Raw genomic sequence first — 22,727 nt, forward strand, 5'->3', positions numbered from 1 at the left:
GTCATGGAGTTCCTGATCTGGATTGCCGTCACGGTTGCCACGATTATCCCGATGCTGAAGCTGCTACCGCATTTCGGGATCGAGAAATACTGGGTCGTAGCCTGCGTCATCCCGATTGGAACGCTGATCCTGATTTGGATCATGGCCATGAAACTGCAAGAGATGGAGCGCCGTTGATGGGTCTGGGGGAACTGATTGCGTTGGGGGCGCTTGGGGTTCTGTTGGCTGGGGCCGCTGCCAAGGCAGCTGAGGCGGAAAAGGTCCGGGTACGGGCCGAAGCGAAGAAGAAACGAGGGCGTTGATGGACGGCTCAAGATACGATGACGGCAGCACGGACGCGCTGAGCGGAGAACAGAAGATCCGCAACTTCAACATTAACTTCGGCCCGCAACACCCTGCGGCGCACGGAGTTCTGCGACTTGTGCTTGAGCTGGACGGCGAGATCGTCGAACGTTGCGACCCGCATATCGGCCTATTGCACCGTGGTACCGAAAAGCTGATGGAAAGCCGGACGTATCTGCAGAATCTGCCGTATTTCGACCGTCTTGATTACGTGGCACCGATGAACCAGGAACATGCCTGGTGTCTGGCCATCGAAAAACTGACCGGTGTTGAAGTGCCGCGTCGCGGCTCGCTAATCCGCGTTTTGTATTCCGAGATCGGTCGTATTCTTAACCACCTGCTGAACGTGACTACTCAGGCCATGGACGTTGGCGCGCTGACCCCGCCTCTGTGGGGTTTTGAAGAGCGTGAAAAGCTGATGGTGTTCTACGAGCGTGCCTGTGGTGCCCGCCTGCACGCTGCCTATTTCCGCCCCGGTGGCGTCCATCAGGACCTGCCGCCGGAATTGCTGGATGATATCGAGGCGTGGAGCCACGAGTTTCCCGCCGTTCTGGACGACATCGACGGTCTGCTGACCGAAAACCGCATCTTCAAACAGCGCAACGCCGATATTGGTGTCGTGACCGAGGATGACATTCAGAAATACGGCTTCTCGGGCGTAATGGTGCGCGGATCGGGGCTGGCATGGGACCTGCGCCGCGCACAGCCCTATGAATGCTATGACGAGTTCGAGTTCCAGATTCCCGTCGGAAAGAACGGCGATTGCTATGACCGCTATCTGGTGCGCATGGAAGAGATGCGCCAGTCGCTGCTGATCATCCGTCAGGCCATCGCCAAAATCCGCGACTGTCCCGGAGACGTTCTGGCGCGCGGAAAGATCACCCCGCCGAAACGGTCGGACATGAAGACCTCGATGGAGAGCCTGATCCATCACTTCAAGCTTTATACCGAAGGCTTCCACGTCCCCGCGGGCGAAGTCTACGCCGCCGTCGAAGCTCCCAAGGGCGAGTTTGGCGTTTATCTAGTCGCCGACGGCACTAACAAACCCTACCGCGCCAAACTCCGCGCGCCGGGGTTCCTGCACTTGCAAGCCATGGACCACGTCGCCGGAGGCCACCAACTGGCCGACGTCGCCGCGATTATCGGCACCATGGACGTCGTATTTGGAGAGATTGACCGCTAATGCTCCGCCGTCTTCACGCCGAACAACCCGAAAGCTTCGCCTTCACCGCTGCTAACCAGAAATGGGCCGAAGCGCAAATAACCAAATATCCCGAGGGGCGTCAGGCCAGTGCGGTCATCCCGCTGCTGTGGCGCGCGCAGGAGCAGGAGGGATGGCTGAGCCGTCCGGCGATCGAATCCGTCGCCGACATGCTTGGTATGGCCTATATCCGCGTTCTTGAGGTTGCCTCGTTCTACTTCATGTTCCAACTGCAGCCGGTTGGTTCGGTTGCGCATATTCAGGTCTGCGGCACTACGTCCTGCATGATTTGCGGGGCCGAGGACCTGATTGTGGTTTGCAAGGAAAAGATCGCTGCAAAGCCGCATGAACTGTCTGCTGATGGCAAGCTGAGCTGGGAAGAGGTGGAATGCCTCGGATCTTGCACCAATGCCCCGATGGCGCAGATCGGTAAGGATTACTACGAAGATCTGACGACCGAGAGCTTTGGCAAGATTCTCGATGATCTGGTGGCGGGCAAAGTGCCGACTCCGGGTCCTCAGAACGGGCGCTATGCGGCGGAACCTCTGAAGGGGCTGACCAGCCTGACGGAGTATGACAGCGGCAGAACGCAGTATAACGCAAGCGTTCAGCTTGCGAGCGATCTGGGCGATACGGTCAAGCGCATCGACGGAACCGAAGTTCCGATCCTGACGCCGTGGCTGGGCAAGGATGGCAAGGCTGCTGCTACAAAAGCTGCGCCGAAGCCGCCCAAAGCGCCAGCCTCGGCGAAGCCAGCGGTGAAACAAGCCGCTGAGGCGAAAGCAGCGAAAGAGGATCAGCCGGAAACGCTGAGCAGTGCGCGCGATGGCAAGCCCGATGATCTGAAGATGCTGAAGGGCGTAGGTCCGAAGCTGGAAGAGACTCTGAACGAGTTGGGCTTTTACCACTATGACCAGATCGCTGCATGGACACCCGAGCAAGTGGCGTGGGTGGATGCACGGCTGAAATTCAAAGGCCGGATCGAGCGGGACGGGTGGATCGAACAAGCCGCGAAATTGGCGACGGGTATAGAGACCGATTTCGCCAAACGTGCCAAGGAAGACGGCACTTACGAGGACTAGATGTGTGCCCGTTTGGGGCATCAGGACGAGATGGATAAAGACAAGGAACTGGCCATAGCCCGCAAGGGCCGACATATCGGCATCGTCATCGCCGTGACGATGGTGATTTGGCTGGCCATGAATTTGTTCATCGGCCCGGCGCTGGGCTTGACCGCGCGCTATGCGCTGCTGTTTGATTTTGCCGCTCTGGCAGGTTTCATCTATGCGGGCGTCAACATTTTTCAACTCTGGCGCATGCGTCAGGACAGCCAAAGGTAACTGAGCGATGCTGAAGGATCAGGACAGGATCTTTACCAACATCTACGGGATGCACGAGCGCACTTTGAAAGGCGCGCAGGCCCGGGGGCATTGGGACGGCACCGCTGGCCTGATTGAAAAGGGCCGTGACTGGATCATCCAGACGATGAAGGATTCAGGTCTGCGCGGCCGTGGTGGTGCGGGTTTCCCGACCGGTCTGAAATGGTCTTTCATGCCCAAGGAAAGCGATGGTCGCCCGGCTTATCTGGTGGTGAACGCGGATGAATCCGAACCCGGGACGTGCAAAGACCGCGAGATTATGCGTCATGATCCGCACACGCTGATCGAGGGGTGCCTGATCGCGTCTTTCGCAATGAACGCGAATACTTGCTACATCTACCTGCGCGGCGAATACATCCGCGAGCGTGAGGCTCTGCAGGCGGCGATTGACGAAGCCTATGACGCGGGTCTGCTCGGGAAGAATGCTGCTGGTTCCGGCTGGGATTTCGACCTGTTCCTGCATCACGGCGCTGGGGCTTATATCTGCGGCGAGGAAACTGCTCTGATCGAAAGCCTTGAGGGCAAGAAGGGTATGCCGCGCATGAAGCCTCCGTTTCCGGCGGGTGCGGGTCTTTATGGCTGCCCGACCACGGTGAACAATGTGGAATCGATTGCCGTTGTGCCCACGATTCTGCGGCGTGGTGCCGACTGGTTCGCAGGCTTTGGCCGTCAGAACAACGCGGGCACCAAGCTGTTTGCGATCTCGGGCCATGTGAACAACCCCTGTGTCGTCGAAGAGGCGATGTCGATTTCCTTCGAAGAGCTGATTGAAACCCATTGCGGCGGCATTCGTGGCGGCTGGGACAATCTGCTGGCGGTAATACCCGGCGGGTCTTCGGTGCCATGCGTGCGCGGTGAGAACATGCGCGACGCGATCATGGATTTTGACTATCTGCGCGGAGAACTGGGTTCGGGTCTGGGCACGGCAGCGGTCATCGTGATGGACAGGTCCACCGACATCATCAAGGCAATCTGGCGGTTGTCGAAGTTCTACAAGCACGAAAGTTGCGGCCAGTGTACGCCATGTCGTGAAGGCACTGGTTGGATGATGCGCGTGATGGATCGTCTTGTACGCGGTGAAGCCGAACTGGAAGAGATCGACATGCTGTTTGACGTCACCAAACAGGTTGAAGGCCACACGATCTGCGCCCTTGGCGATGCGGCGGCCTGGCCGATCCAAGGTCTGATCCGCAATTTCCGAGAAGAAATAGAGGACCGCATCAAGGCCCAGAAATCGGGCCGCATGGGTGCGATGGCAGCGGAGTAAAATCGATGGAAGTCTATGCCGAATATTCCCACGCGATCGCCGCTTTGGTGATCTTTACCCTGATCGTTCTGTTCATGTCGCCGTTCTCGGCGCTTGCAAAAGCGGGCAAGGGGCTGGCACCGGGGGCCACTCCGGATCAGGATTATTCGGACAGGGCCTATCGTTTGAACCGCGCTTATCTGAACGGCACTGAAACTCTGCCTGCCTTTTTGACTGTTACAGTCGCGGCGATCCTGTTGGGGGCCAGCCCGTTCTGGGTGAACCTGCTGGCCTCAGTAGCGCTGCTGGCGCGGGTTGTTATGTTGGTGATTCACCTGCGCGGGATCGGCAAGCCGCATAGCGGGGTCCGGTCTGTTGCTTATGTGGTTGGATGGGCCTGCATGTTCATTCTTGGCCTTATTGCGCTGGTGGCCGCGTTTTGATCCAGCCCGAAGGATATCATCTGGCCGAGTTGAATGTCGGCCGTTTGTTGGCGCCAACAGACGATCCGCGCGTGGCTGAATTCATGGCCAACCTGGATCGCGTCAACGGGCTTGGCAAGCGGATGTCCGGCTTTGTCTGGATGATGGAAGGGTCCGGAGAACCGGGAACAGGCAACACCGAAAACAGCATCGGGGATGATCCGCAATTCGTCGCGAACCTGACGGTTTGGGAAGACGTCGCCAGCCTTGAGAAATTTGTTTGGGGGACTATCCACAAACAGTTCTACGAGCGTCGGCAAGAGTGGTTCGAAATCCTTGGCGAACAACATTTTGTCATGTGGTGGGTGCGGGAAGGGCATTGCCCCAGTTTGGCTGAAGCGCTGGATCGTCTGGAAAAGCTGCGCTCGGAAGGACCCAGCGAGCATGCCTTTGGGTGGGCAGAATTGAAACAGGCCAGCAAGTGGCGCGACAATCGTTGCGTACAGGTCGCGGCGGAGTGAACGGGATGTTGATTCATACGCTTTCTCCTGCGCATCAGCGGATGCCACAAGCGCCAGCCACGAAACAGGAGTGGTCATGATGGCGAAACGCGTATTCGTAATGACAATGGTATTGGTGGGAAGCTTACTTGTATCTGCCTGCGGTACAGCGAAATCGAGGGCGACCCGCGTGGCGTTTGACGGCATTTTCTTCAACGCCAACGCTAAACACGTGGATAAGAAGACGACACCTACCGATTTCACTGTGACTGTGAATGGCGTTTCGCAGTCATTGGAAGGCGCACGCGAAGCAGGCCGTTATGAGGGCACAAAATTCTGCATCCAGAATTTTGGATCGTCCAGAATTGTATGGAAGGTTGGGCCGGAGACCGAGCCGCAAAATCTACGGATCGAAAACGATAAGCTGACATATGCCGGAAGCTGTCAGCGACCATGAGCCACCGTATCGCATATCACGGCAAAACCCATGGGCTGTTATTGCATAGCAGCCCGGCTGACCGCCGTCTTGGGAATCCCAAGACGAAAGGAAATGTCATGACTGTTGTACGACTTCTGGCCGCGATTTGCGCGATTTCGATGCCTGTAATGGCCGAAGCCAAACCACCCTTGAGGGATGTCAAAGAGATCGACAACGAACTCTACTACATCGCGATCGCAAATGAGATTTCGGAGTACTGTCCGTCGATCAGCGGGCGTCGACTTAAGGCGATTGGGGTGATGTGGGATCTGCGGTCCAAGGCGAACAAACTGGGATATTCGGACAAGGAAATCCGCGCCTATGTGGACTCGGATGCCGAAAAAGACAGGATGCGCGCCAAAGGTGAGGCGTATCTGATCCAAAACGGCGTGTCTTATGAAAATCCCAATTCTTTCTGCACGTTAGGGCGGAAAGAGATTGAAAGAAACAGCGCCATAGGCGTGTATTTGAGGGCGAACTAGCGATGTCTGACCTCCGCAAAGTCAATATCGACGGGCAGGAAATCGAAGTCGATGGCGCGATGACACTGATCCAGGCCTGCGAGCAGGCCGGGGTCGAGGTGCCGCGCTTTTGCTATCACGAGCGTCTGTCGATTGCCGGGAACTGCCGGATGTGTCTGGTCGAGGTCGTGGGCGGCCCGCCGAAACCGGCGGCCTCCTGCGCGATGCAGGTGCGCGATCTGCGTCCGGGTCCGGAAGGGCAGGCACCGGTGGTCAAGACGAACTCGCCCATGGTCAAGAAGGCCCGCGAAGGGGTGATGGAGTTTCTGCTGATCAACCACCCGCTGGATTGCCCGATCTGCGATCAGGGCGGTGAGTGTGACCTGCAGGATCAGGCCATGGCCTATGGTCTGTCAGGGACGCGCTTCAAAGAAGCCAAGCGTGCCGTGGATGATCTGGACCTTGGTCCGCTGGTTGGCACCGCGATGACTCGCTGCATCAGTTGTACTCGTTGCGTGCGCTTCACCACAGAGGTCGCCGGGATCACCCAGATGGGTCAGACCGGACGCGGCGAAGATGCCGAGATCACCTCGTACCTGAACCAGACGCTGGATTCGAACCTGCAGGGCAACATCATCGATCTGTGCCCGGTAGGGGCGTTGACCTCGAAGCCATATGCATTCACCGCTCGCCCTTGGGAACTGACCAAAACCGAGAGTATCGACGTGATGGACGCTTTGGGCTCAAGCATCCGTGTAGATACCAAAGGGCGTGAAGTGATGCGCTTTCTGCCGCGCAACCATGACGGTGTGAACGAGGAATGGATCAGCGACAAGACCCGCTTTGTCTGGGACGGCTTACGGCGTCAGCGACTGGACAGGCCTTATGTGCGCGAAAACGGCAAGCTGCGTCCTGCCACATGGCCAGAAGCACTGAACAAAGCTGCTGAGGTTCTTAAGGGGGCCGAGAAACCGGCTGGGATCGTAGGTGATCTGGCTTCGGTTGAGGCCATCTATGCGCTGAAACAGATGATCGAAGGGCAAGGCGGTATCGTTGAGTGCCGCACCGACGGCGCCAAACTGCCTGCGGGTAACCGAGCAGCCTATGCCGGGACCGCGGCAATCGAAGATATTGATGCAGCTGAACGTATCCTGTTGATCGGGACCAACCCGCGTGACGAGGCTCCGGTTTTGAATGCTCGTATCCGCAAGGCCTGGGCACACGGCGCCGAGGTGGCCTTGGTCGGGCCTGCCGTCGATCTGACCTATGAGTATCACCATGTAGGCAGCGACCGTGCCGCGCTGCAGACCATCGTTGATATGGGTGGTGATGATGAGATCAAGAGCAAGCGCTCTCTTGTCATCGTCGGGCAGGGCGCGCTACAGGAGGCCGATGGCTCTGCCGTTCTGGCCGCCGCGCAAGCCATTGCAAGCAATACCGAAAGTGGGCTGATCGTTCTGCACACCGCGGCATCGCGCGTAGGTGCGATGGATGTGGATGCGACCAACGAAAGTGGCATGGAGGCGGTCAACGCGGCCGATGTGATCTATAACCTCGGTGCTGACGAAGTCGAGATCGGCGAGGGTGCTTTTGTGATCTATCAGGGCAGTCACGGCGATCGTGGCGCGCACCGCGCAGATGTGATCCTGCCGGGGGCGGCTTACACAGAAGAAAACGGTCTGTTCGTGAACACCGAAGGGCGTCCTCAACTCGCCATGCGCGCAGGCTTTGCACCGGGAGAGGCCAAGGAAAACTGGGCAATCCTAAGGGCGTTGTCTGCCGAGCTGGGGGCTACTCTGCCCTACGATACATTGGCTCAGTTGCGCACCTCCTTGCTCGAATCTGTTCCGCATCTGGCGCGCATTGATGAGGTGATTGAGAATGAAGCAGCGGCGCTACAAGCCGGAAAATTGGGAGAAGCCAGCTTCCGCAATGCAATCAAGGATTTCTACCTGACCAACCCGATTGCCCGCGCCTCGCAATTGATGGCCGAACTATCGGCACAGGCGCAGACCCGCAAGACTGAGAAGATTGCGGCTGAATGAACCAGAAACGTTTCATATCGCAGACGTACGCGGTGCCCGGGTGGCAGATAGCCGCGCCGGATTTGCGTGTGAAATTGAAGATTAAGGGTGGCGTACAGACGGCAGATGCTGTTTACACCAACGCGCCGACCCAGCCGCAGATTGCGCAGGCATCTGGCCTTTGCATCGCACGCGGAAATCAAAATACCCACGGTGTGAGGACCAATGGCTGACTTCTTTAACACCCCAGGCGGAATAGCCATCATCATTCTGGCGCAAGTGCTTGCTGTTGTTGCGTTCGTGATGATCTCGCTGTTGTTCCTCGTTTACGGCGACCGCAAGATCTGGGCCGCCGTCCAGATGCGTCGCGGCCCCAACGTTGTCGGCGTATACGGCCTGCTGCAATCGGTGGCGGACGCACTGAAATATGTGGTGAAAGAGGTCGTCATTCCCGCAGGTGCCGACCGTACAGTGTTTATCCTCGCACCATTGACCAGTTTTGTCCTCGCGATGATCGCCTGGGCGGTGATCCCGTTCAACGATGGCTGGGTCCTGTCGGACATCAACGTCGCCATCCTCTATGTCTTCGCAGTCTCATCGCTTGAGGTTTATGGCGTGATTATGGGTGGTTGGGCGTCGAACTCAAAGTATCCATTCCTTGGGTCGCTGCGCTCTGCCGCGCAGATGATTTCATACGAGGTATCCATCGGTCTGATCATCATCGGCATCATCATCTCGACCGGTTCGATGAACTTTGGTGATATCGTCCGCGCACAGGATGGCTCGTTCGGGTTCTTCAGCTGGTACTGGCTGCCGCATTTCCCGATGGTGTTCCTGTTTTTCATCTCGGCATTGGCTGAAACCAACCGGCCACCTTTCGATCTGCCCGAGGCGGAATCGGAACTGGTTGCAGGCTATCAGGTCGAATACTCGGCCACGCCTTTCCTGCTTTTCATGGCTGGTGAATACATCGCCATCTTCCTGATGTGTGCTCTGACCACACTGCTGTTCTTTGGCGGCTGGCTGTCCCCGATCCCAGGCCTGCCTGACGGCGTATTGTGGATGGTTGCCAAGATGGCGTTCTTCTTCTTCATCTTCGCGATGGTCAAGGCGATCACACCCCGCTACCGCTATGACCAGTTGATGCGCCTGGGTTGGAAAGTGTTCTTGCCGTTCAGCCTCGTCTGGGTCGTCTTCGTGGCCTTCGCGGCGAAATTCGACTGGTTCTGGGGCGCGTTTGCCCGTTGGAGCGTAGGAGGCTGATATGACTCAAATCGACTACACCCGCGCCGCCAAGTATTTCCTGCTGCAGGACTTCTGGGTCGGAATGAAATTGGGCTTGAAATACTTCTTCGCCCCAAAAGCCACCGTGAACTACCCGCATGAAAAGGGGCCCTTGTCCCCGCGGTTCCGGGGTGAACATGCCCTGCGCCGTTATCCGAACGGTGAGGAACGCTGCATCGCCTGCAAACTGTGCGAAGCGATCTGTCCTGCACAAGCCATCACCATCGATGCCGAGCCGCGCGAAGACGGAAGCCGCCGCACCACGCGCTATGACATCGACATGACCAAATGCATCTATTGCGGTTTCTGCCAGGAGGCATGTCCGGTTGATGCCATCGTCGAGGGCCCGAATTTCGAATTCGCCACCGAAACCCGGGAAGAGTTGTTCTACGACAAGCAGAAACTGCTGGATAATGGCGAACGCTGGGAAGCCGAAATCGCTCGCAATCTGGAAATGGACGCGCCGTACAGATGAGTGACAGTCCGACAAATCCGTTCGAGCTGATGATGAAGCAAGCTCAGGACATGGCCAAGGCGATGAACCCGGCGATGGAGAATTTCTCGCCCAAAGGGTTTGAGGCGTTGTGGCCAACCATGCCCAAAGAGGTCATGGAGATGATGTTCGGCAATACCGTCAACAAGGACGGGCTGGACGCCAAAACTCGCCTTCTGCTGACGCTGGCCGGGCTGACCTGTCAGGGCGCTCAGGCGGACTCGGCGGTGCGTCAGACCGTGCGCCATGCGCTGGAAGCTGGCGCCAAGAAACAAGAGATCGTGGAAACGATCGGTCAGATGTCGGTCTTTGCCGGCATCCCGGCCATGACCCGTGCGCTGGATCTGGCGCAAGAGGTCATGGGTGATAACGAGGATGAGGATCAATGACCGTCTTTGCCTTCTATCTGTTTGCCATCAGCGCCATCACCGGCGGGCTGTTCACGGTGATCAGCCGCCAGCCGGTGCATTCGGTGCTGTGGCTGATCCTGTCCTTTCTGTCCTCTGCGGGCCTGTTCGTGCTGCTGGGGGCCGAGTTCGTGGCGATGCTGCTGATTATCGTTTATGTCGGCGCGGTTGCGGTTCTGTTCCTCTTCGTGGTGATGATGCTGGATGTGGACTTTGCCGAGCTGAAGGCCGAGATGGCGCGCTACATGCCGCTGGCGCTGTTGATCGGATTGGTGATCCTGATGCAGTTCGTCATGGCCATCGGAGCATGGGACAGCGCGCAGGGTGCCGCCGCCAATCTGGCGCAGCCGGTACCGAGCAACCGCCACAACACTGAGGCGCTCGGCGTCATTCTATACGATCAATACTTCCTTCTGTTCCAACTGGCGGGCCTGATCCTGCTGGTGGCCATGATCGGTGCCATTGTGCTGACACTGCGCCACCGTCAGGACATCAAGCGTCAGGACATCATCGGCCAGATGATGCGCGACCCGGCCAAAGCGATGGAGTTGAAGGACGTGAAACCGGGGCAGGGACTTTGAGACGATGATCGGACTTGAACACTATCTTACGGTCGCGGCGACGCTATTCGTCATCGGCATCTTCGGTCTCTTCCTGAACCGCAAGAACGTCATCATCCTGCTGATGAGCATCGAATTGATGCTGCTGGCGGTGAATATCAACCTCGTGGCGTTCTCTAGTTTCCTCGGCGATCTGGTCGGGCAGGTCTTTACGCTGTTCGTGTTGACAGTTGCGGCGGCTGAGGCGGCGATTGGCCTTGCCATTCTGGTCTGCTTCTTCCGCAACCGTGGCACCATCGCGGTTGAAGACGTCAATATGATGAAGGGGTAAGAGAATATGGAAACCACCATCCTCTTTGCCCCGCTCGTGGGTGCGTTGATCTGCGGTTTTGGCTGGCGCTTCATTGGTGAGAAAGCCGCCATGTGGACCGCAACGGGCCTGCTGTTTCTGGCCTGCCTGCTCAGCTGGATCGTCTTCCTTTCATTTGATGGCCACACCCAGCAGATCGAGATCATGCGCTGGATCGAAAGTGGTTCGCTGTCGACAAGCTGGGCCATTCGTCTGGACCGTCTGACGGCGATCATGCTGATCGTGGTGACGACCGTTTCGGCGCTGGTTCACTTGTATTCGTTCGGCTACATGGATCACGACCCGCAATGGCGTGAAGGCGAAAGCTATAAGCCGCGTTTCTTTGCCTATCTGTCGTTCTTCACCTTCGCCATGCTGATGCTGGTGACGGCGGACAATCTGGTTCAGATGTTCTTTGGCTGGGAAGGCGTGGGTGTCGCCTCGTACCTGCTGATCGGGTTCTATTATCGCAAGCCCAGCGCCAATGCAGCGGCGATGAAAGCGTTCATCGTGAACCGAGTGGGCGATTTCGGCTTTGCGCTTGGGATCTTCGCGCTGTTCTTCCTGACCGACAGCATCAATTTCTCAGACATATTCGCATCGGCCCCGGCATTGGCGGAGGAAAAACTGAGCTTCCTCTGGGGTGAGTGGACTGCGATCGAGGTGATCTGTGTTCTGCTGTTCATCGGCGCGATGGGTAAATCGGCGCAGTTGATACTACACACCTGGCTGCCGGATGCGATGGAAGGTCCGACCCCTGTGTCCGCGCTGATCCACGCTGCGACCATGGTTACCGCAGGTGTGTTCCTGGTCTGCCGTATGTCGCCGCTGATGGAGTTCGCACCGGGGGCCACCGGGTTCATAGCCTTCCTTGGCGCTTCGACGGCGTTTTTCGCAGCAACCGTGGGCTTGGTGCAGACCGATATCAAGCGGGTCATTGCGTATTCGACCTGTTCGCAATTGGGTTACATGTTTGTCGCCGCCGGCGTTGGCATGTACTCAGCCGCGATGTTCCATCTGCTGACGCACGCGTTCTTCAAGGCGCTGCTGTTCCTTGGTGCTGGTTCAGTGATCCATGCGATGCATCATGAGCAAGAGATGACCGAGTACGGCGGTCTGCGGAAGAAAATCCCCTATACGTTCTGGGCGATGATGATCGGCACGCTGGCCATTACCGGTGTGGGCATCCCGCTGACCACGTTTGGCTTCGCCGGGTTCCTGTCGAAGGATGCCATCATCGAAAGCGCCTTTGTAGGTGGCACAGGTTATGCCTTCTGGATGTTGGTAATCGCAGCGGTGTTCACCTCATTCTACAGCTGGCGTTTGATATTCCTAACCTTCTATGGCGAGCCGCGTGGCGACAAGCATACGCATGAGCACGCGCATGAAAGTCCGATGGTCATGCTGGTCCCGCTGGGGGTACTGTCTCTGGGCGCGGTATTCTCGGGGATGCTGTGGTACAACCAGTTCTTCGGCTACACCGATAAAGTGGCCAAGTTCTACGGTATTCCGCTGGCGGAAGAGACCGGCGGTCATGGCGAAGTTGCCGCAGACGCATCTCATGGTGAGGCCAAGGCAGATGACGACCAATTCGACGCGAAGGCTGATAAAGGCGAGGGTGACTACAAGGCGGACAAAAAGCATGCCAGCTTTGGCGGTGAGCCGGGCGAAGGCGCGCTGTATATGGCACCTGACAACAATGTCCTGAACGATGCGCATGAGGCTCCGAAATGGGTCAAAGTATCGCCTTTTGTTGCCATGCTGCTGGGTTTTGTCGTCGCCTATTGGTTCTACATCGTGAACACGTCGTTGCCCGCACGTCTGGCGGCGAACCAGCGGCCGCTGTACCTGTTTCTCAAGAACAAGTGGTACTTTGACGAGATCTACGACGCGATCTTTGTCAAACCTACCGTTGCGCTGGGTCGGTTCCTGTGGAAACGCGGTGACGGCAACACGATTGATGGCTTCCTGAACGGGGTTTCGATGGGCGTGGTGCCCTTCTTCACCCGCCTCGCAGGCAAAGCTCAGACGGGTTACATCTTTACTTACGCCTTCTGGATGGTTTTGGGCATCGCCGCTCTTGTCACCTGGATGTCGATCGGCGGAGGCGCAAACTAATGGACAATATCCTATCTATTGTCACCTTCATCCCCGCCATCGCAGCAGGCATTCTGGCCCTGTTTCTGCATGGCGAGGACGTAGCCGCGCAGCGCAACGCCAAATGGGTGGCGCTGGTTGCCACAACCGTGACCTTTCTGGTCTCAATCGGCATCTATACCGGCTTTGACCCGTCCAACACCGGCTTCCAGATGGTGGAAGAAGGCGAATGGCTGCTGGGTCTGAAATACAAAATGGGTGTGGATGGCATCAGCGTTCTTTTCGTGCTGCTGACCACCTTCATCATGCCGCTGACCATTCTGGCCAGCTGGCAGGTCACGGACCGGGTCAAGGAATACATGATCGCATTCCTGCTGCTGGAAACGCTGATGCTAGGCGTGTTCATGGCGCTGGATCTTGTGCTGTTCTACCTGTTCTTCGAGGCGGGCCTGATCCCGATGTTCCTGATCATCGGTATTTGGGGCGGCAAAGACCGCATTTATGCCAGCTTCAAGTTCTTCCTATACACCTTCCTCGGCTCGGTGCTGATGCTGGTGGCGATGGTTGCGATGTATGCGGATGCGGGCACCACGGATATCGAGGCGCTGATGAGCCATCAGTTCTCGTCCGAAGGATTCAGCGTACTGGGCATCTATATCGTCGGCGGCATGCAGACGCTGATGTTCCTGGCCTTTTTCGCATCCTTTGCGGTGAAAATGCCGATGTGGCCGGTGCACACCTGGTTGCCGGATGCCCACGTTCAAGCCCCAACTGCGGGGTCGGTCGTTCTGGCGGCGATCCTGTTGAAGATGGGAGGTTATGGCTTCCTGCGCTTCAGCCTGCCGATGTTCCCGGTGGGGTCTGCGGTGATGACCGATGTGGTGCTGTGGATGTCGGCGATTGCTGTTGTCTACACCTCTCTGGTTGCGCTGGTGCAGGAGGATATGAAGAAGCTGATCGCCTATTCCTCGGTCGCGCATATGGGCTTTGTGACCATGGGTATCTTTGCAGCGAACCAGCAGGGCATTGATGGCGCGATCTTCCAGATGCTCAGTCATGGGTTCATTTCCGCAGCGCTCTTCCTGTGTGTTGGCGTGATCTATGACCGGATGCACACCCGCGATATCGAGGCTTATGGCGGTTTGGTCATCCGGATGCCGGCTTACGCTCTGGTCTTCATGCTGTTCACCATGGCCAATGTCGGCTTGCCTGGTACATCGGGCTTCATCGGGGAATTCCTGACCCTGATGGGCGCATTCCAGGTCAACACCTGGGTGACGGCTGTGGCTGCAACCGGTGTGATTTTCTCGGCGGGCTATGCGCTATGGCTCTATCGCCGGGTAGTCTTTGGAGATCTGATCAAGGAAAGCCTCAAGGCCATCACAGACATGAGCTCGCGCGAGCGGCTGATCTTCGCGCCGCTGATCGTGATGACCATTCTGCTTGGGGTTTATCCCTCGCTGGTGACCGATGTGATCGGGCAATCCACCGCAGCGCTAATCTCGAACTATGACACGGCTCTGGCCGCGGCTGAAGCCGCAACCCAGACAGCCGCTTCGCATTAAGGGGGCTTTGGAGACATGATCCAGGCTGATCTGACAATCATCCTGCCGGAAATTGTTCTGGCAATTTATGCGATGGCGGCGCTGATCGGGGCTGTCTACACCACCAAGGATGCTCTGGCTCCCATGCTGGTCTGGGCCACTTCAGGTCTGATGGCGGTGTTGGCAATCTGGATTGCGATGAATGGCGAAGGTACTAACGTGGCCTTCAACGGCATGTTTGTGGATGACGGCTTTGCTCGATTTGCAAAGGTTGCGATTCTGCTGTCTGCCGCTGCGGTATTGCTGATGAGCCAGGAATATATGGCGCGCCGCGATCTGCTGCGCTTTGAATATCCTCTGCTGGTCGCACTTGCGGCTGTAGGCATGATGATGATGGTTAGCGCAGGCGATCTGATGTCGCTTTATATGGGGCTTGAGCTGCAGTCGCTGTCACTTTACGTCGTCGCCGCCTTGCGGCGCGACAGTGCCAAATCCACCGAAGCCGGTCTGAAATACTTCGTGCTGGGCGCGTTGAGCTCTGGTTTGCTGCTCTATGGTGCGTCGCTGGTTTACGGCTTCACCGGCACCACGCTGTTCTCGGGCATCATCCAAACGGTGCATCATGGAGATGTCTCGATTGGCCTCCTGTTTGGCCTGGTGTTCATGATCTCGGGTCTGGCCTTCAAGGTCTCGGCCGTGCCGTTCCACATGTGGACGCCGGATGTGTATGAAGGGTCACCGACCCCGATTACCGCGTTCTTCGCCACCGCTCCGAAAGTGGCTGCGATGGCCTTGTTCGCGCGCCTGATGCATGACGCATTCGGAGGCGTGATCAAGGATTGGCAGCAAGTGATCGTGCTGCTTTCGGTCCTGTCGATGTTGCTGGGCGCGGTTGCGGCCATCGGGCAGCGTGACATCAAGCGGCTGATGGCGTTTTCGTCGATTGCCCATATGGGATACGCTCTGATCGGACTGGCCGCCGGGACCGAGATGGGCATCAAGGCAATGCTGATGTATCTGGCCATCTATGTGACGATGAATATCGGAACCTTCGCATTCATCCTGATGATGGAGCGTGATGGCAAACCGGTCACTGATATTGATGCGCTACGTCAGTTCTCGAAGCGCGATCCGGGCAAAGCTCTGGCGGTCCTGATCCTGATGTTCAGTCTGGCGGGCGTGCCACCGATGCTGGGCTTCTTCGCCAAGTTCGGCGTCTGGCAAGCGGGTATCGATGCCGACCTGTTCGGGCTGGTGATCGTCTCGGCCATCGCCTCGGTCATTGGTGCGTTCTACTATCTGCGGATCGTGTTCTACATGTATTTCGGGGCGGAGAATGAAGACCCGATCGAGATCCGCTCGACCCCGGTTTTGTGGGCAGCGCTGATGGGCTCTGCGGCTCTGATGTTGATTGGCGTATTTTATCAGTTCGGTGTGGAAGGGGCAGCTGCAGCTGCTGCGGCGACGCTTGTCAACTGATACTGCCGCGTTTCGATCAACCGAGGCTCGGTCGCGCGACCGGGCCTTTTTGACATGAGCGAATGGCCGCAGGGATATGGCCTGCATATACTGAAAGAAGTCGACAGTACTCTGAATGAGGCGGTGCGGCTTGCGCCAACAGCGACCGGTCCGGTCTGGATCATGGCCCATCATCAGACCGCCGCGCGTGGTCGGCGCGGGCGAGCCTGGGCCAACCCCAAAGGTAATCTGGCAGCGACTTTGCTGATGCGCCCGCCGGGTGATCCGGAACAGGCGGCCCTTCGAAGTTTTGTCGCAGCGCTCGCCCTGTATGATGCCTGTGTGGCGGTAACAGGGCGCGCAGTAGGTTTGGCACTGAAATGGCCCAATGACGTGCTGCTCAACGGCGGAAAACTAGCGGGTATCCTGCTAGAAAGCACGGGGCAGGGCCGGGGGGTGTCACATCTGGCGATAGGGGTTGGGGTGAACCTGTCCGAGGCACCGGGCACTGATCGCGTCGAAGCCGGAGCGGTGCGACCTGTTTCTCTGCTCTCGGAAACCGGCGCGCTCACCACCCCCGAGGATTTTCTGACCGAACTGGCGGTAGCTTATGCGCATTATGAGACCCAGTTCATGACCTACGGGTTCGAACCGATCCGCACAGCCTGGCTATCCCGAGCAGCGCGGTTGGGCGAAGTCATAACCGCTCGTACAGCCACGTCCGAAACGGTTGGAACCTTCGAAACGGTAGACGTGGGTGGCAGCCTTGTCCTAAACACCGCCAAGGGCCGGGTCAGCATTCCGGCTGCGGATGTTTACTTCTGAAAGGGGCGCGGGATGCTTCTGGCGATTGATTGCGGCAATACCAACACCGTTTTCTCGATCTGGGATGGCGAAAAGTTTCTGTGCACTCTGCGCACCTCAACCCACCATGCCCGCACAGCGGACGCCTATTTCACCTGGTATTCAACCTTGGTGAAACACTACGGTATCGAAGCTGATATCTCGGATGTGATCATCGCCTCAACCGTGCCACGCGTGGTGTTCAACCTGCGGGTCTTTGCTGATCGCTTTTTTGGATGCCGGCCGATTGTTGTTGGCAAGCCAGATTGCCTGCTGCCGGTCAATCCGCGCGTGGACGAAGGCACCGTGCCCGGTCCGGACCGGTTGGCCAACGCGGCGGCGGCGTTCGACCGCCATGGCGGCAATGTGGTTGTGGTTGACTTTGGGACCGCCACGAATTTCGACGTGGTCGCAGCCGACGGCGCCTACGTCGGTGGTATCATCGCCCCTGGCGTGAACCTGAGCCTTGAGGCACTGCATCAGGGTGCCGCGGCGTTGCCGCATATCGACATCACGAGGCCCGAAAAAGTGATTGGAACAAACACGGTTGGCTGTATCCAGTCCGGCGTGTATTGGGGATATTCCGGCCTGATCGAAGGGCTGATCTCGCGCGTGAAAGCTGAATACGGAATGGCGATGAAAGTCGTCGGTACCGGGGGCCTGGCGCCTCTTTTTGATCAGGCTGACGTGGGTTTTAACGCTATCGAGGATGATCTGACGATGCACGGGTTGACCGTGATACATCGCTATAACAAGGAAAATGGCTCAACATGAGCAGTGAACGACTGATCTATCTGCCGCTGGGCGGTGCAGGCGAAATCGGCATGAATGCCTATGTCTATGGTTACGGTAAGCCGGGGCAAGAGCGGTTGATCCTTGTGGATCTTGGCGTTGCCTTCCCGGACATGGACACCTCGCCCGGCGTGGATCTGATCTTTGCAGACATCACCTGGTTGAAAGAGCGCGCCGATCAGCTGGAAGCAGTTTTTGTCACTCACGCGCACGAAGATCATGTCGGGGCGGTGGCCCACTGTTATGAGGCTTTGGGCGCGCCGGTCTACGCGCGCGCTTTTACCGCCAATATCGCGCGTCGCAAGATGGAAGAACGCGGCCACCCGACCGAGGCGGTGCAAACTGCGTCTCCATGGCCCGAACAGATCAAGGCTGGCCCGTTTACCGTTGGCTTCCTGCCGGTTTCGCATTCCATCCCTGAAAGTGCAGGGCTCGTTATCGACTCGCCTGCCGGACGCGTGGTGCATACGGGGGATTTCAAGCTCGATTCCAACCCGGTCGTGGGCGAACCATTCGATCCCGATCTGTGGGCCGAGGTGGCAAAGCCCGGCGTCAAAGCGTTGGTCTGTGACAGTACCAATGTGTTCTCAAGCCATCCCGGGCGTTCGGAATCCGAAGTCGGCCCCGAGATCACCCGTCTGGTTCAAGAGGCCAGCGGCATGGTCATCGCAACCACGTTTGCCTCGAACGTGGCACGCGTGAAAACGCTGGCAGAGGCGGGACAGAAAGCCGGCCGTTCGGTCGTACTGCTGGGTCGTGCGATGCGGCGTATGATCGAGGCGGCGACCGAGACCGGCATCCTGACCGATTTTCCAAAGGTTATCAGCGCTGAAGAGGCCGTCGACGTGCCGCGCGCGAACCTGATGTTGATTGTGACTGGCAGCCAAGGCGAGCGCCGCGCGGCCAGCGCTCAACTGGCGCGTGGTAAATATCGCGGGCTAGAAGCGAAAGAGGGCGATCTGTTTCTGTTCTCGTCCAAGACTATTCCCGGCAATGAACGTGGCGTAATCCGCATCATGAACCAGCTCAGTGAGAAGGGCGTGGATGTGGTCGATGACAGCTCTGGTCTGTATCACGTCTCGGGTCACGCCAACCGGCCTGATCTTGAGAAGGTTCACGCCCTGATCGATCCGCAGATGGTCATCCCGATGCATGGCGAACACCGCCACTTGCGTGAGCATGCCAAACTGGCCGAAACGGGTGGTCGCACTGGGATTCTCGCTGTTAACGGCACTATGCTGGATCTGACTGGGAATGCGCCCAAAGTGGCGGATTATATCGAGACTGGCCGGACCTATCTGGATGGTACAGTCAAAATCGGCGCCTTGGACGGCGTGGTGCGCGACCGGATTCGGATGGCGCTGAACGGCCATATCATCATCACCGTGATATTGGACGAAGAAGACGAACCGCTGGGTGAGCCGTGGTGCGATACGATGGGCCTGCCCGAAACGGGATCATCCCGCGCGGGGCTGATTGAGGTGCTGGAAGAGGACCTGAACCAGTTCCTGATGCGTGCGGGCGCAAAGACGCTGCGTGATGACGACAAACTGGAAGAAGGGTTGCGCCGGATCGCACGTCAGACCGCGCAGGCCGAGATCGGCAAGAAACCCGAGGTAACAGTGGTTGTTAGCCGAATGCGTTAATCTGCATAGGGCATCGGATAGCCCCGAAGCTGCAGGAAAAGGCTGGCCTCTTCGTTGTTGAGAAAGAAGGGAACGGTTTCAGGCGGGTTCGGGTCCTCTGCACGGGCAGCGACTTCGGCCAGAACAACTTCGGTGATGAAGGGCAGGTCGAACTCTCGCGCTTGGCTGATCTTGACCCATTGCAAATGCGATAGCTCGTCCGAGGCATGCGTGAAGTCGTCAAGATCCCCCTGAATCGCGTCCGCATCGACCAGAAAGAACCTGGCGTCGAACCGGCGGGGTCGCCCCGGTGGTGTGACTGCGCGAAAGACAAATTGCAGTGCTTCCGCAGACGGCAGGTAGCCCATCGCCGCAAAGCTTTGCCAATCGGCCGGGATCGCGCCTTGCCAATTCCCTTGTTGTCCCAGAACAAGCCCGGTTTCTTCCCACAACTCTCGGATCGCCGCGACAGCCAGAGAGGTCTGCAAGTTTGGCGCTGATTGTTGTGACAGGCGATCGGTGCATAGATCGGGCAATGGCGTACTGAGCGGGATGCCTGCATCGGAAGCATCAACCGCGCCGCCCGGGAATACGAATTTGTTCGGCATGAACGCAGCCTTGGCACCGCGTTGGCCCATCAGGATCGACGGGTCTGTGAACCGATCACGCAATACGATTACGGTAGCAGCATCCCGGATTGCGGTTTTATCCGCCGTCATCCGGCCTTGCCAAACCCGTGCATCCGCCGCGCCCATTGATAGGCGACAACGGCCCCTTTGAGACGGGGCAGAAGGAACAGGGATAGCGCGACGCAGCCGATCGAGAATGCAATCGCCATGGTCCATGGATCGGGACGCCACTGCACGTAAGAGACATGAAGGGCGGGTGCCAGAAGGTGCCCCACCAGCAGGATCGTCAGGTAGGCCGGGCCGTCATCAGCGCGATGATGGAACAATTCCTCCCCGCATTCCGAACAGGTGTCATTCACCTTGAGATAGCTGTGCAACAGCGCACCCTCACCGCAATTCGGGCATTTGCACCGGAACCCTCGGATCAATGCGGGTTTTGTTGGGCGGTCTTCTTCGAGCGAACTGTCAATAGTTTGGTCAATCATATGTATCTCGCGCATCTTTCCTGGAGGCATATAGGCAGGATCAGACCCAACGGAAAAGGGGGGTGCGTCGCTTTGTGGCGCTGCTGCTTAGCGTATCATTTTCTATTGGCGTTTCAAATAAAGCAAAAAAAGTTGTGCCGGAAGCGACGGAAACCCGCCCAAGCCGCGTTTGAATAGGTATCAACAGCGGCAAATGGCCGCCAAATTCAGGGAACTATGTAATGAAAACCAAAAGCTTCATTTCGGCAATCGTCGTAGCTGCAGTTACTGTGACCGGCACTTCCGCTTTGGCCAAGGGCCCGCGTGCGACATTTCAGGAACTGGATGCCGACGGGGACGGGCAGGTGACTCAGGCCGAGATCGAGACACATCGCAACCAGAAATTCACCGCTGCCGATACGGATGGCGACGGCCAACTGAGCGTCGAAGAAATGCAGGCTGCGGCGCAGACCAAGGCCAACGAGCGTGTCACCAAGATGTTCGAAAAGCACGACGCAAATGCGGATGGTTTCCTTAGCGAAGATGAATTGCCGAAGCCGCGCCGCGCCTCCAAGATGTTCGAGCGCATCGATGCCGACGGCAACGGTTCGATCTCAGAACAGGAATACGCGGATGCAAAAGACAAAATGGGCCGGAAACACAAGCGGCATCAGAAGTCGGACACCGACAACAACTGATGCGGGATGGAGGATCTGACCTCTTATCCCGACATCGAGCATGGCGGAACACCTGCCATGCCCGAGCCCAGCGACGAAGAGTTGCTGGGCCGGTTTTCTGATGGCGATGCTACGGCGGCCCGCCTGCTGACCGGGCGGTTGGGGCCGCGAAGTTATTCCGTGGCTTTGCGAATGCTGGGAAACCCAGCAGAAGCAGAGGACGTGACGCAAGAAGCGATGATGCGCCTTTGGAAGATGGCACCTGACTGGGTGCCGGGGCAGGCGCAGTTATCGACCTGGCTCTATCGCGTAACACTGAATCTATGTGTGGACTTGCGCCGGAAAAAGCGGCCTCAAGCGTTGGACAATGTGGCCGAACCCGAAGATGAGACTGCCAGTGTGGTCGACCAGATGCAGGAGAGTGCCCGCAAGGACGCGTTGCAGGCTGCATTGGAGCATTTGCCGGACCGGCAGCGGCAGGCTGTGGTTCTGCGGCACATCGAAGAATTGTCCAATCCCGAAATCGCGGGGATCATGGATATTTCGGTCGAGGCGGTTGAAAGCCTGACCGCGCGTGGCAAACGATCTCTTACCGCGATACTGGCGGGGCGTCGGGATGAACTGGGGTACGAACATGGCTGATCAAGATAACGAACTCGACCATCTGTTTGCACAGGCGCGTGCGGCGCGGGATGTGCTTCCCGACGATCTGGCTGTTCGCATCGAAACGGATGCCGAAGCCATACGTCTGGCCCGGACTGCAAGACCGCAGCGGCGGACATGGCGGCAAAAGATAGGCGTTATCGGGGGGTGGCAAGGGTTGAGCGGTCTTGTGGCCGCAAGCGCAGCTGGCGTCTGGATCGGGTTCTCCGCGCCGACCTTCTTGCCGGACCCTGTTGATTATTTCATCTCACAAGAGACGGCCTATCTGATGGCCGATCTGAATTTAGACGAAAACTATCTGGAGGATGCAGAATGAGCGATCATCCCGCACCCAAACGCAAATGGATGCCGATATTGCTGGTTGTCTCTCTTGCTTTGAATCTGCTGATTGTCGGAGTCATTTTGGGTGCGGCATTGCGCTTTAAAGGAAGCGCTCATGCCGATGCGCCTCCGGGATTTGGCCCGGCGCTGTATTATGCGCTGCCAAAGTCGGATCGAAAGGCTCTGAGGGGTGAGTTGTCGGACCTGCGCGGAAAAGGATCACATCGGCGCAAGCAGGATTTTACTGCTCTTAGTCAAGTGCTTAGGGCCGTGCCTTTCGATCCCGCAGCGGTTGCGAGTCTTTTGGCACAGCAGTCGAAGGCAACTGCTGATCTGCAGACTGCGCTTCATCAGCAATGGCTGGCCCAGATCTCGGCCATGAATGATGACCAACGTGCCGCTTACGCGGACCGGCTGGAGGACGTGGTTAAACGCGGCCCGCGCAAACACAAAAAACGGGACTGACTA

29 protein-coding genes are annotated in these 22,727 nt (G+C 57.8%); 27 read left to right on the forward strand and 2 right to left on the reverse strand.

Translation table 11 applies throughout. The annotated features are described in order from the left end of the window. Positions 1-3: 3 nt before the first annotated feature. From I5192_RS03505 to I5192_RS03610, 23 genes are all read left to right on the forward strand, one after another. Positions 4-177 (forward strand): hypothetical protein, encoded by a 174-nt coding sequence (locus I5192_RS03505; RefSeq protein WP_170397057.1) that lies wholly within the window; start codon positions 4-6, stop codon positions 175-177. After that, on the forward strand, positions 177-302 hold the full coding sequence (locus tag I5192_RS22435) for a hypothetical protein (protein WP_010442774.1): 126 nt from the start codon (positions 177-179) through the stop codon (positions 300-302). Before I5192_RS03505 ends, I5192_RS22435 begins: the two co-directional genes overlap by 1 nt. Further along, a complete protein-coding gene (locus I5192_RS03510; RefSeq protein WP_010442773.1) occupies positions 302-1,525 on the forward strand; it encodes an NADH-quinone oxidoreductase subunit D in 1,224 nt (407 codons plus the stop codon). The genes I5192_RS22435 and I5192_RS03510 overlap by 1 nt, the downstream gene beginning before the upstream one ends. Further along, positions 1,525-2,625 (forward strand): NADH-quinone oxidoreductase subunit NuoE, encoded by a 1,101-nt coding sequence (gene nuoE / locus I5192_RS03515; RefSeq protein WP_223117775.1) that lies wholly within the window; start codon positions 1,525-1,527, stop codon positions 2,623-2,625. Before I5192_RS03510 ends, nuoE begins: the two co-directional genes overlap by 1 nt. A gap of 30 nt (positions 2,626-2,655) precedes the next feature. Beyond that, positions 2,656-2,883: a DUF5337 domain-containing protein gene (locus I5192_RS03520; RefSeq protein ID WP_170397749.1), complete on the forward strand. Its 228-nt coding sequence runs from the start codon at positions 2,656-2,658 to the stop codon at positions 2,881-2,883. A gap of 7 nt (positions 2,884-2,890) precedes the next feature. Then, complete coding sequence (gene nuoF, locus I5192_RS03525) at positions 2,891-4,189, forward strand: NADH-quinone oxidoreductase subunit NuoF (RefSeq protein ID WP_170397053.1); 1,299 nt, start codon at positions 2,891-2,893, stop codon at positions 4,187-4,189. Between the two features lie 5 nt (positions 4,190-4,194). Beyond that, positions 4,195-4,611 carry an MAPEG family protein gene (locus I5192_RS03530; protein WP_170424105.1) on the forward strand — a complete coding sequence of 139 codons (417 nt, stop codon included), beginning with the start codon at positions 4,195-4,197 and terminating at the stop codon, positions 4,609-4,611. After that, entirely contained in the window at positions 4,608-5,111 is a 504-nt protein-coding gene (locus tag I5192_RS03535) for a DUF3291 domain-containing protein (protein ID WP_170403991.1), read from the forward strand. The genes I5192_RS03530 and I5192_RS03535 overlap by 4 nt, the downstream gene beginning before the upstream one ends. Before the next feature lie 79 nt (positions 5,112-5,190). Further along, complete coding sequence (locus I5192_RS03540; RefSeq protein WP_255612030.1) at positions 5,191-5,547, forward strand: hypothetical protein; 357 nt, start codon at positions 5,191-5,193, stop codon at positions 5,545-5,547. A gap of 98 nt (positions 5,548-5,645) precedes the next feature. Next, a complete protein-coding gene (locus I5192_RS03545; RefSeq protein WP_255612031.1) occupies positions 5,646-6,050 on the forward strand; it encodes a DUF5333 domain-containing protein in 405 nt (134 codons plus the stop codon). 2 nt (positions 6,051-6,052) lie between these two features. After that, on the forward strand, positions 6,053-8,074 hold the full coding sequence (gene nuoG / locus I5192_RS03550; RefSeq protein WP_223117776.1) for an NADH-quinone oxidoreductase subunit NuoG: 2,022 nt from the start codon (positions 6,053-6,055) through the stop codon (positions 8,072-8,074). Continuing rightward, positions 8,071-8,286 carry a hypothetical protein gene (locus I5192_RS03555; protein WP_170424099.1) on the forward strand — a complete coding sequence of 72 codons (216 nt, stop codon included), beginning with the start codon at positions 8,071-8,073 and terminating at the stop codon, positions 8,284-8,286. Before nuoG ends, I5192_RS03555 begins: the two co-directional genes overlap by 4 nt. Next, a complete protein-coding gene (gene nuoH, locus I5192_RS03560; RefSeq protein ID WP_039534288.1) occupies positions 8,279-9,316 on the forward strand; it encodes an NADH-quinone oxidoreductase subunit NuoH in 1,038 nt (345 codons plus the stop codon). Before I5192_RS03555 ends, nuoH begins: the two co-directional genes overlap by 8 nt. A gap of 1 nt (position 9,317) precedes the next feature. Beyond that, positions 9,318-9,812 (forward strand): NADH-quinone oxidoreductase subunit NuoI, encoded by a 495-nt coding sequence (nuoI, locus tag I5192_RS03565; protein WP_170397042.1) that lies wholly within the window; start codon positions 9,318-9,320, stop codon positions 9,810-9,812. Next, a complete protein-coding gene (locus I5192_RS03570; RefSeq protein WP_010442761.1) occupies positions 9,809-10,219 on the forward strand; it encodes a carboxymuconolactone decarboxylase family protein in 411 nt (136 codons plus the stop codon). Before nuoI ends, I5192_RS03570 begins: the two co-directional genes overlap by 4 nt. Continuing rightward, positions 10,216-10,818 carry an NADH-quinone oxidoreductase subunit J gene (locus I5192_RS03575; protein WP_223117777.1) on the forward strand — a complete coding sequence of 201 codons (603 nt, stop codon included), beginning with the start codon at positions 10,216-10,218 and terminating at the stop codon, positions 10,816-10,818. The genes I5192_RS03570 and I5192_RS03575 overlap by 4 nt, the downstream gene beginning before the upstream one ends. A gap of 4 nt (positions 10,819-10,822) precedes the next feature. Beyond that, positions 10,823-11,128 (forward strand): NADH-quinone oxidoreductase subunit NuoK, encoded by a 306-nt coding sequence (gene nuoK / locus I5192_RS03580; protein WP_005984024.1) that lies wholly within the window; start codon positions 10,823-10,825, stop codon positions 11,126-11,128. Positions 11,129-11,134: 6 nt separating this feature from the next. Beyond that, entirely contained in the window at positions 11,135-13,264 is a 2,130-nt protein-coding gene (gene nuoL, locus I5192_RS03585) for an NADH-quinone oxidoreductase subunit L (RefSeq protein ID WP_170397036.1), read from the forward strand. Then, positions 13,264-14,808, forward strand: coding sequence for an NADH-quinone oxidoreductase subunit M (locus I5192_RS03590; protein ID WP_170403976.1), 1,545 nt, complete (start codon positions 13,264-13,266; stop codon positions 14,806-14,808). The genes nuoL and I5192_RS03590 overlap by 1 nt, the downstream gene beginning before the upstream one ends. Before the next feature lie 15 nt (positions 14,809-14,823). Next, positions 14,824-16,266: an NADH-quinone oxidoreductase subunit NuoN gene (gene nuoN / locus I5192_RS03595; RefSeq protein ID WP_170397032.1), complete on the forward strand. Its 1,443-nt coding sequence runs from the start codon at positions 14,824-14,826 to the stop codon at positions 16,264-16,266. A gap of 54 nt (positions 16,267-16,320) precedes the next feature. Then, positions 16,321-17,070, forward strand: coding sequence for a biotin--[acetyl-CoA-carboxylase] ligase (locus I5192_RS03600; RefSeq protein WP_170403973.1), 750 nt, complete (start codon positions 16,321-16,323; stop codon positions 17,068-17,070). Positions 17,071-17,082: 12 nt separating this feature from the next. Next, the gene (locus tag I5192_RS03605; protein WP_223117778.1) at positions 17,083-17,862 is read left to right on the forward strand and encodes a type III pantothenate kinase; all 780 of its coding nucleotides are present in this window, start codon (positions 17,083-17,085) and stop codon (positions 17,860-17,862) included. Beyond that, positions 17,859-19,526 (forward strand): ribonuclease J, encoded by a 1,668-nt coding sequence (locus tag I5192_RS03610; protein WP_223117779.1) that lies wholly within the window; start codon positions 17,859-17,861, stop codon positions 19,524-19,526. The genes I5192_RS03605 and I5192_RS03610 overlap by 4 nt, the downstream gene beginning before the upstream one ends. On the opposite strand, the gene I5192_RS03615 is transcribed toward I5192_RS03610, so the two are convergent. Both I5192_RS03615 and I5192_RS03620 read right to left on the reverse strand, forming a co-directional pair. Next, a complete protein-coding gene (locus I5192_RS03615; protein ID WP_170397746.1) occupies positions 19,523-20,224 on the reverse strand; it encodes an NUDIX hydrolase in 702 nt (233 codons plus the stop codon). The genes I5192_RS03610 and I5192_RS03615 overlap by 4 nt on opposite strands. After that, positions 20,221-20,619, reverse strand: coding sequence for a DUF983 domain-containing protein (locus I5192_RS03620; protein ID WP_170647708.1), 399 nt, complete (start codon positions 20,617-20,619; stop codon positions 20,221-20,223). The genes I5192_RS03615 and I5192_RS03620 overlap by 4 nt, the downstream gene beginning before the upstream one ends. 221 nt (positions 20,620-20,840) lie before the next feature. Between I5192_RS03620 and I5192_RS03625 the strand changes: the two genes are divergently transcribed. Genes I5192_RS03625 through I5192_RS03640 form a run of 4 tightly spaced genes read left to right on the forward strand, consistent with a single transcriptional unit; the run spans position 20,841 to position 22,724 of the window. Further along, positions 20,841-21,296, forward strand: coding sequence for an EF-hand domain-containing protein (locus I5192_RS03625; protein WP_170403961.1), 456 nt, complete (start codon positions 20,841-20,843; stop codon positions 21,294-21,296). A 6-nt stretch (positions 21,297-21,302) separates the two neighbouring features. After that, on the forward strand, positions 21,303-21,917 hold the full coding sequence (locus tag I5192_RS03630; RefSeq protein ID WP_170403958.1) for an RNA polymerase sigma factor: 615 nt from the start codon (positions 21,303-21,305) through the stop codon (positions 21,915-21,917). Further along, complete coding sequence (locus I5192_RS03635; protein ID WP_170597069.1) at positions 21,910-22,254, forward strand: hypothetical protein; 345 nt, start codon at positions 21,910-21,912, stop codon at positions 22,252-22,254. The genes I5192_RS03630 and I5192_RS03635 overlap by 8 nt, the downstream gene beginning before the upstream one ends. Continuing rightward, a complete protein-coding gene (locus I5192_RS03640; protein WP_170397015.1) occupies positions 22,251-22,724 on the forward strand; it encodes a periplasmic heavy metal sensor in 474 nt (157 codons plus the stop codon). The genes I5192_RS03635 and I5192_RS03640 overlap by 4 nt, the downstream gene beginning before the upstream one ends. Positions 22,725-22,727: the final 3 nt, after the last annotated feature.

The sequence above is a fragment of the Ruegeria sp. SCSIO 43209 genome, assembly GCF_019904295.1.
Lineage (GTDB): Bacteria > Pseudomonadota > Alphaproteobacteria > Rhodobacterales > Rhodobacteraceae > Ruegeria.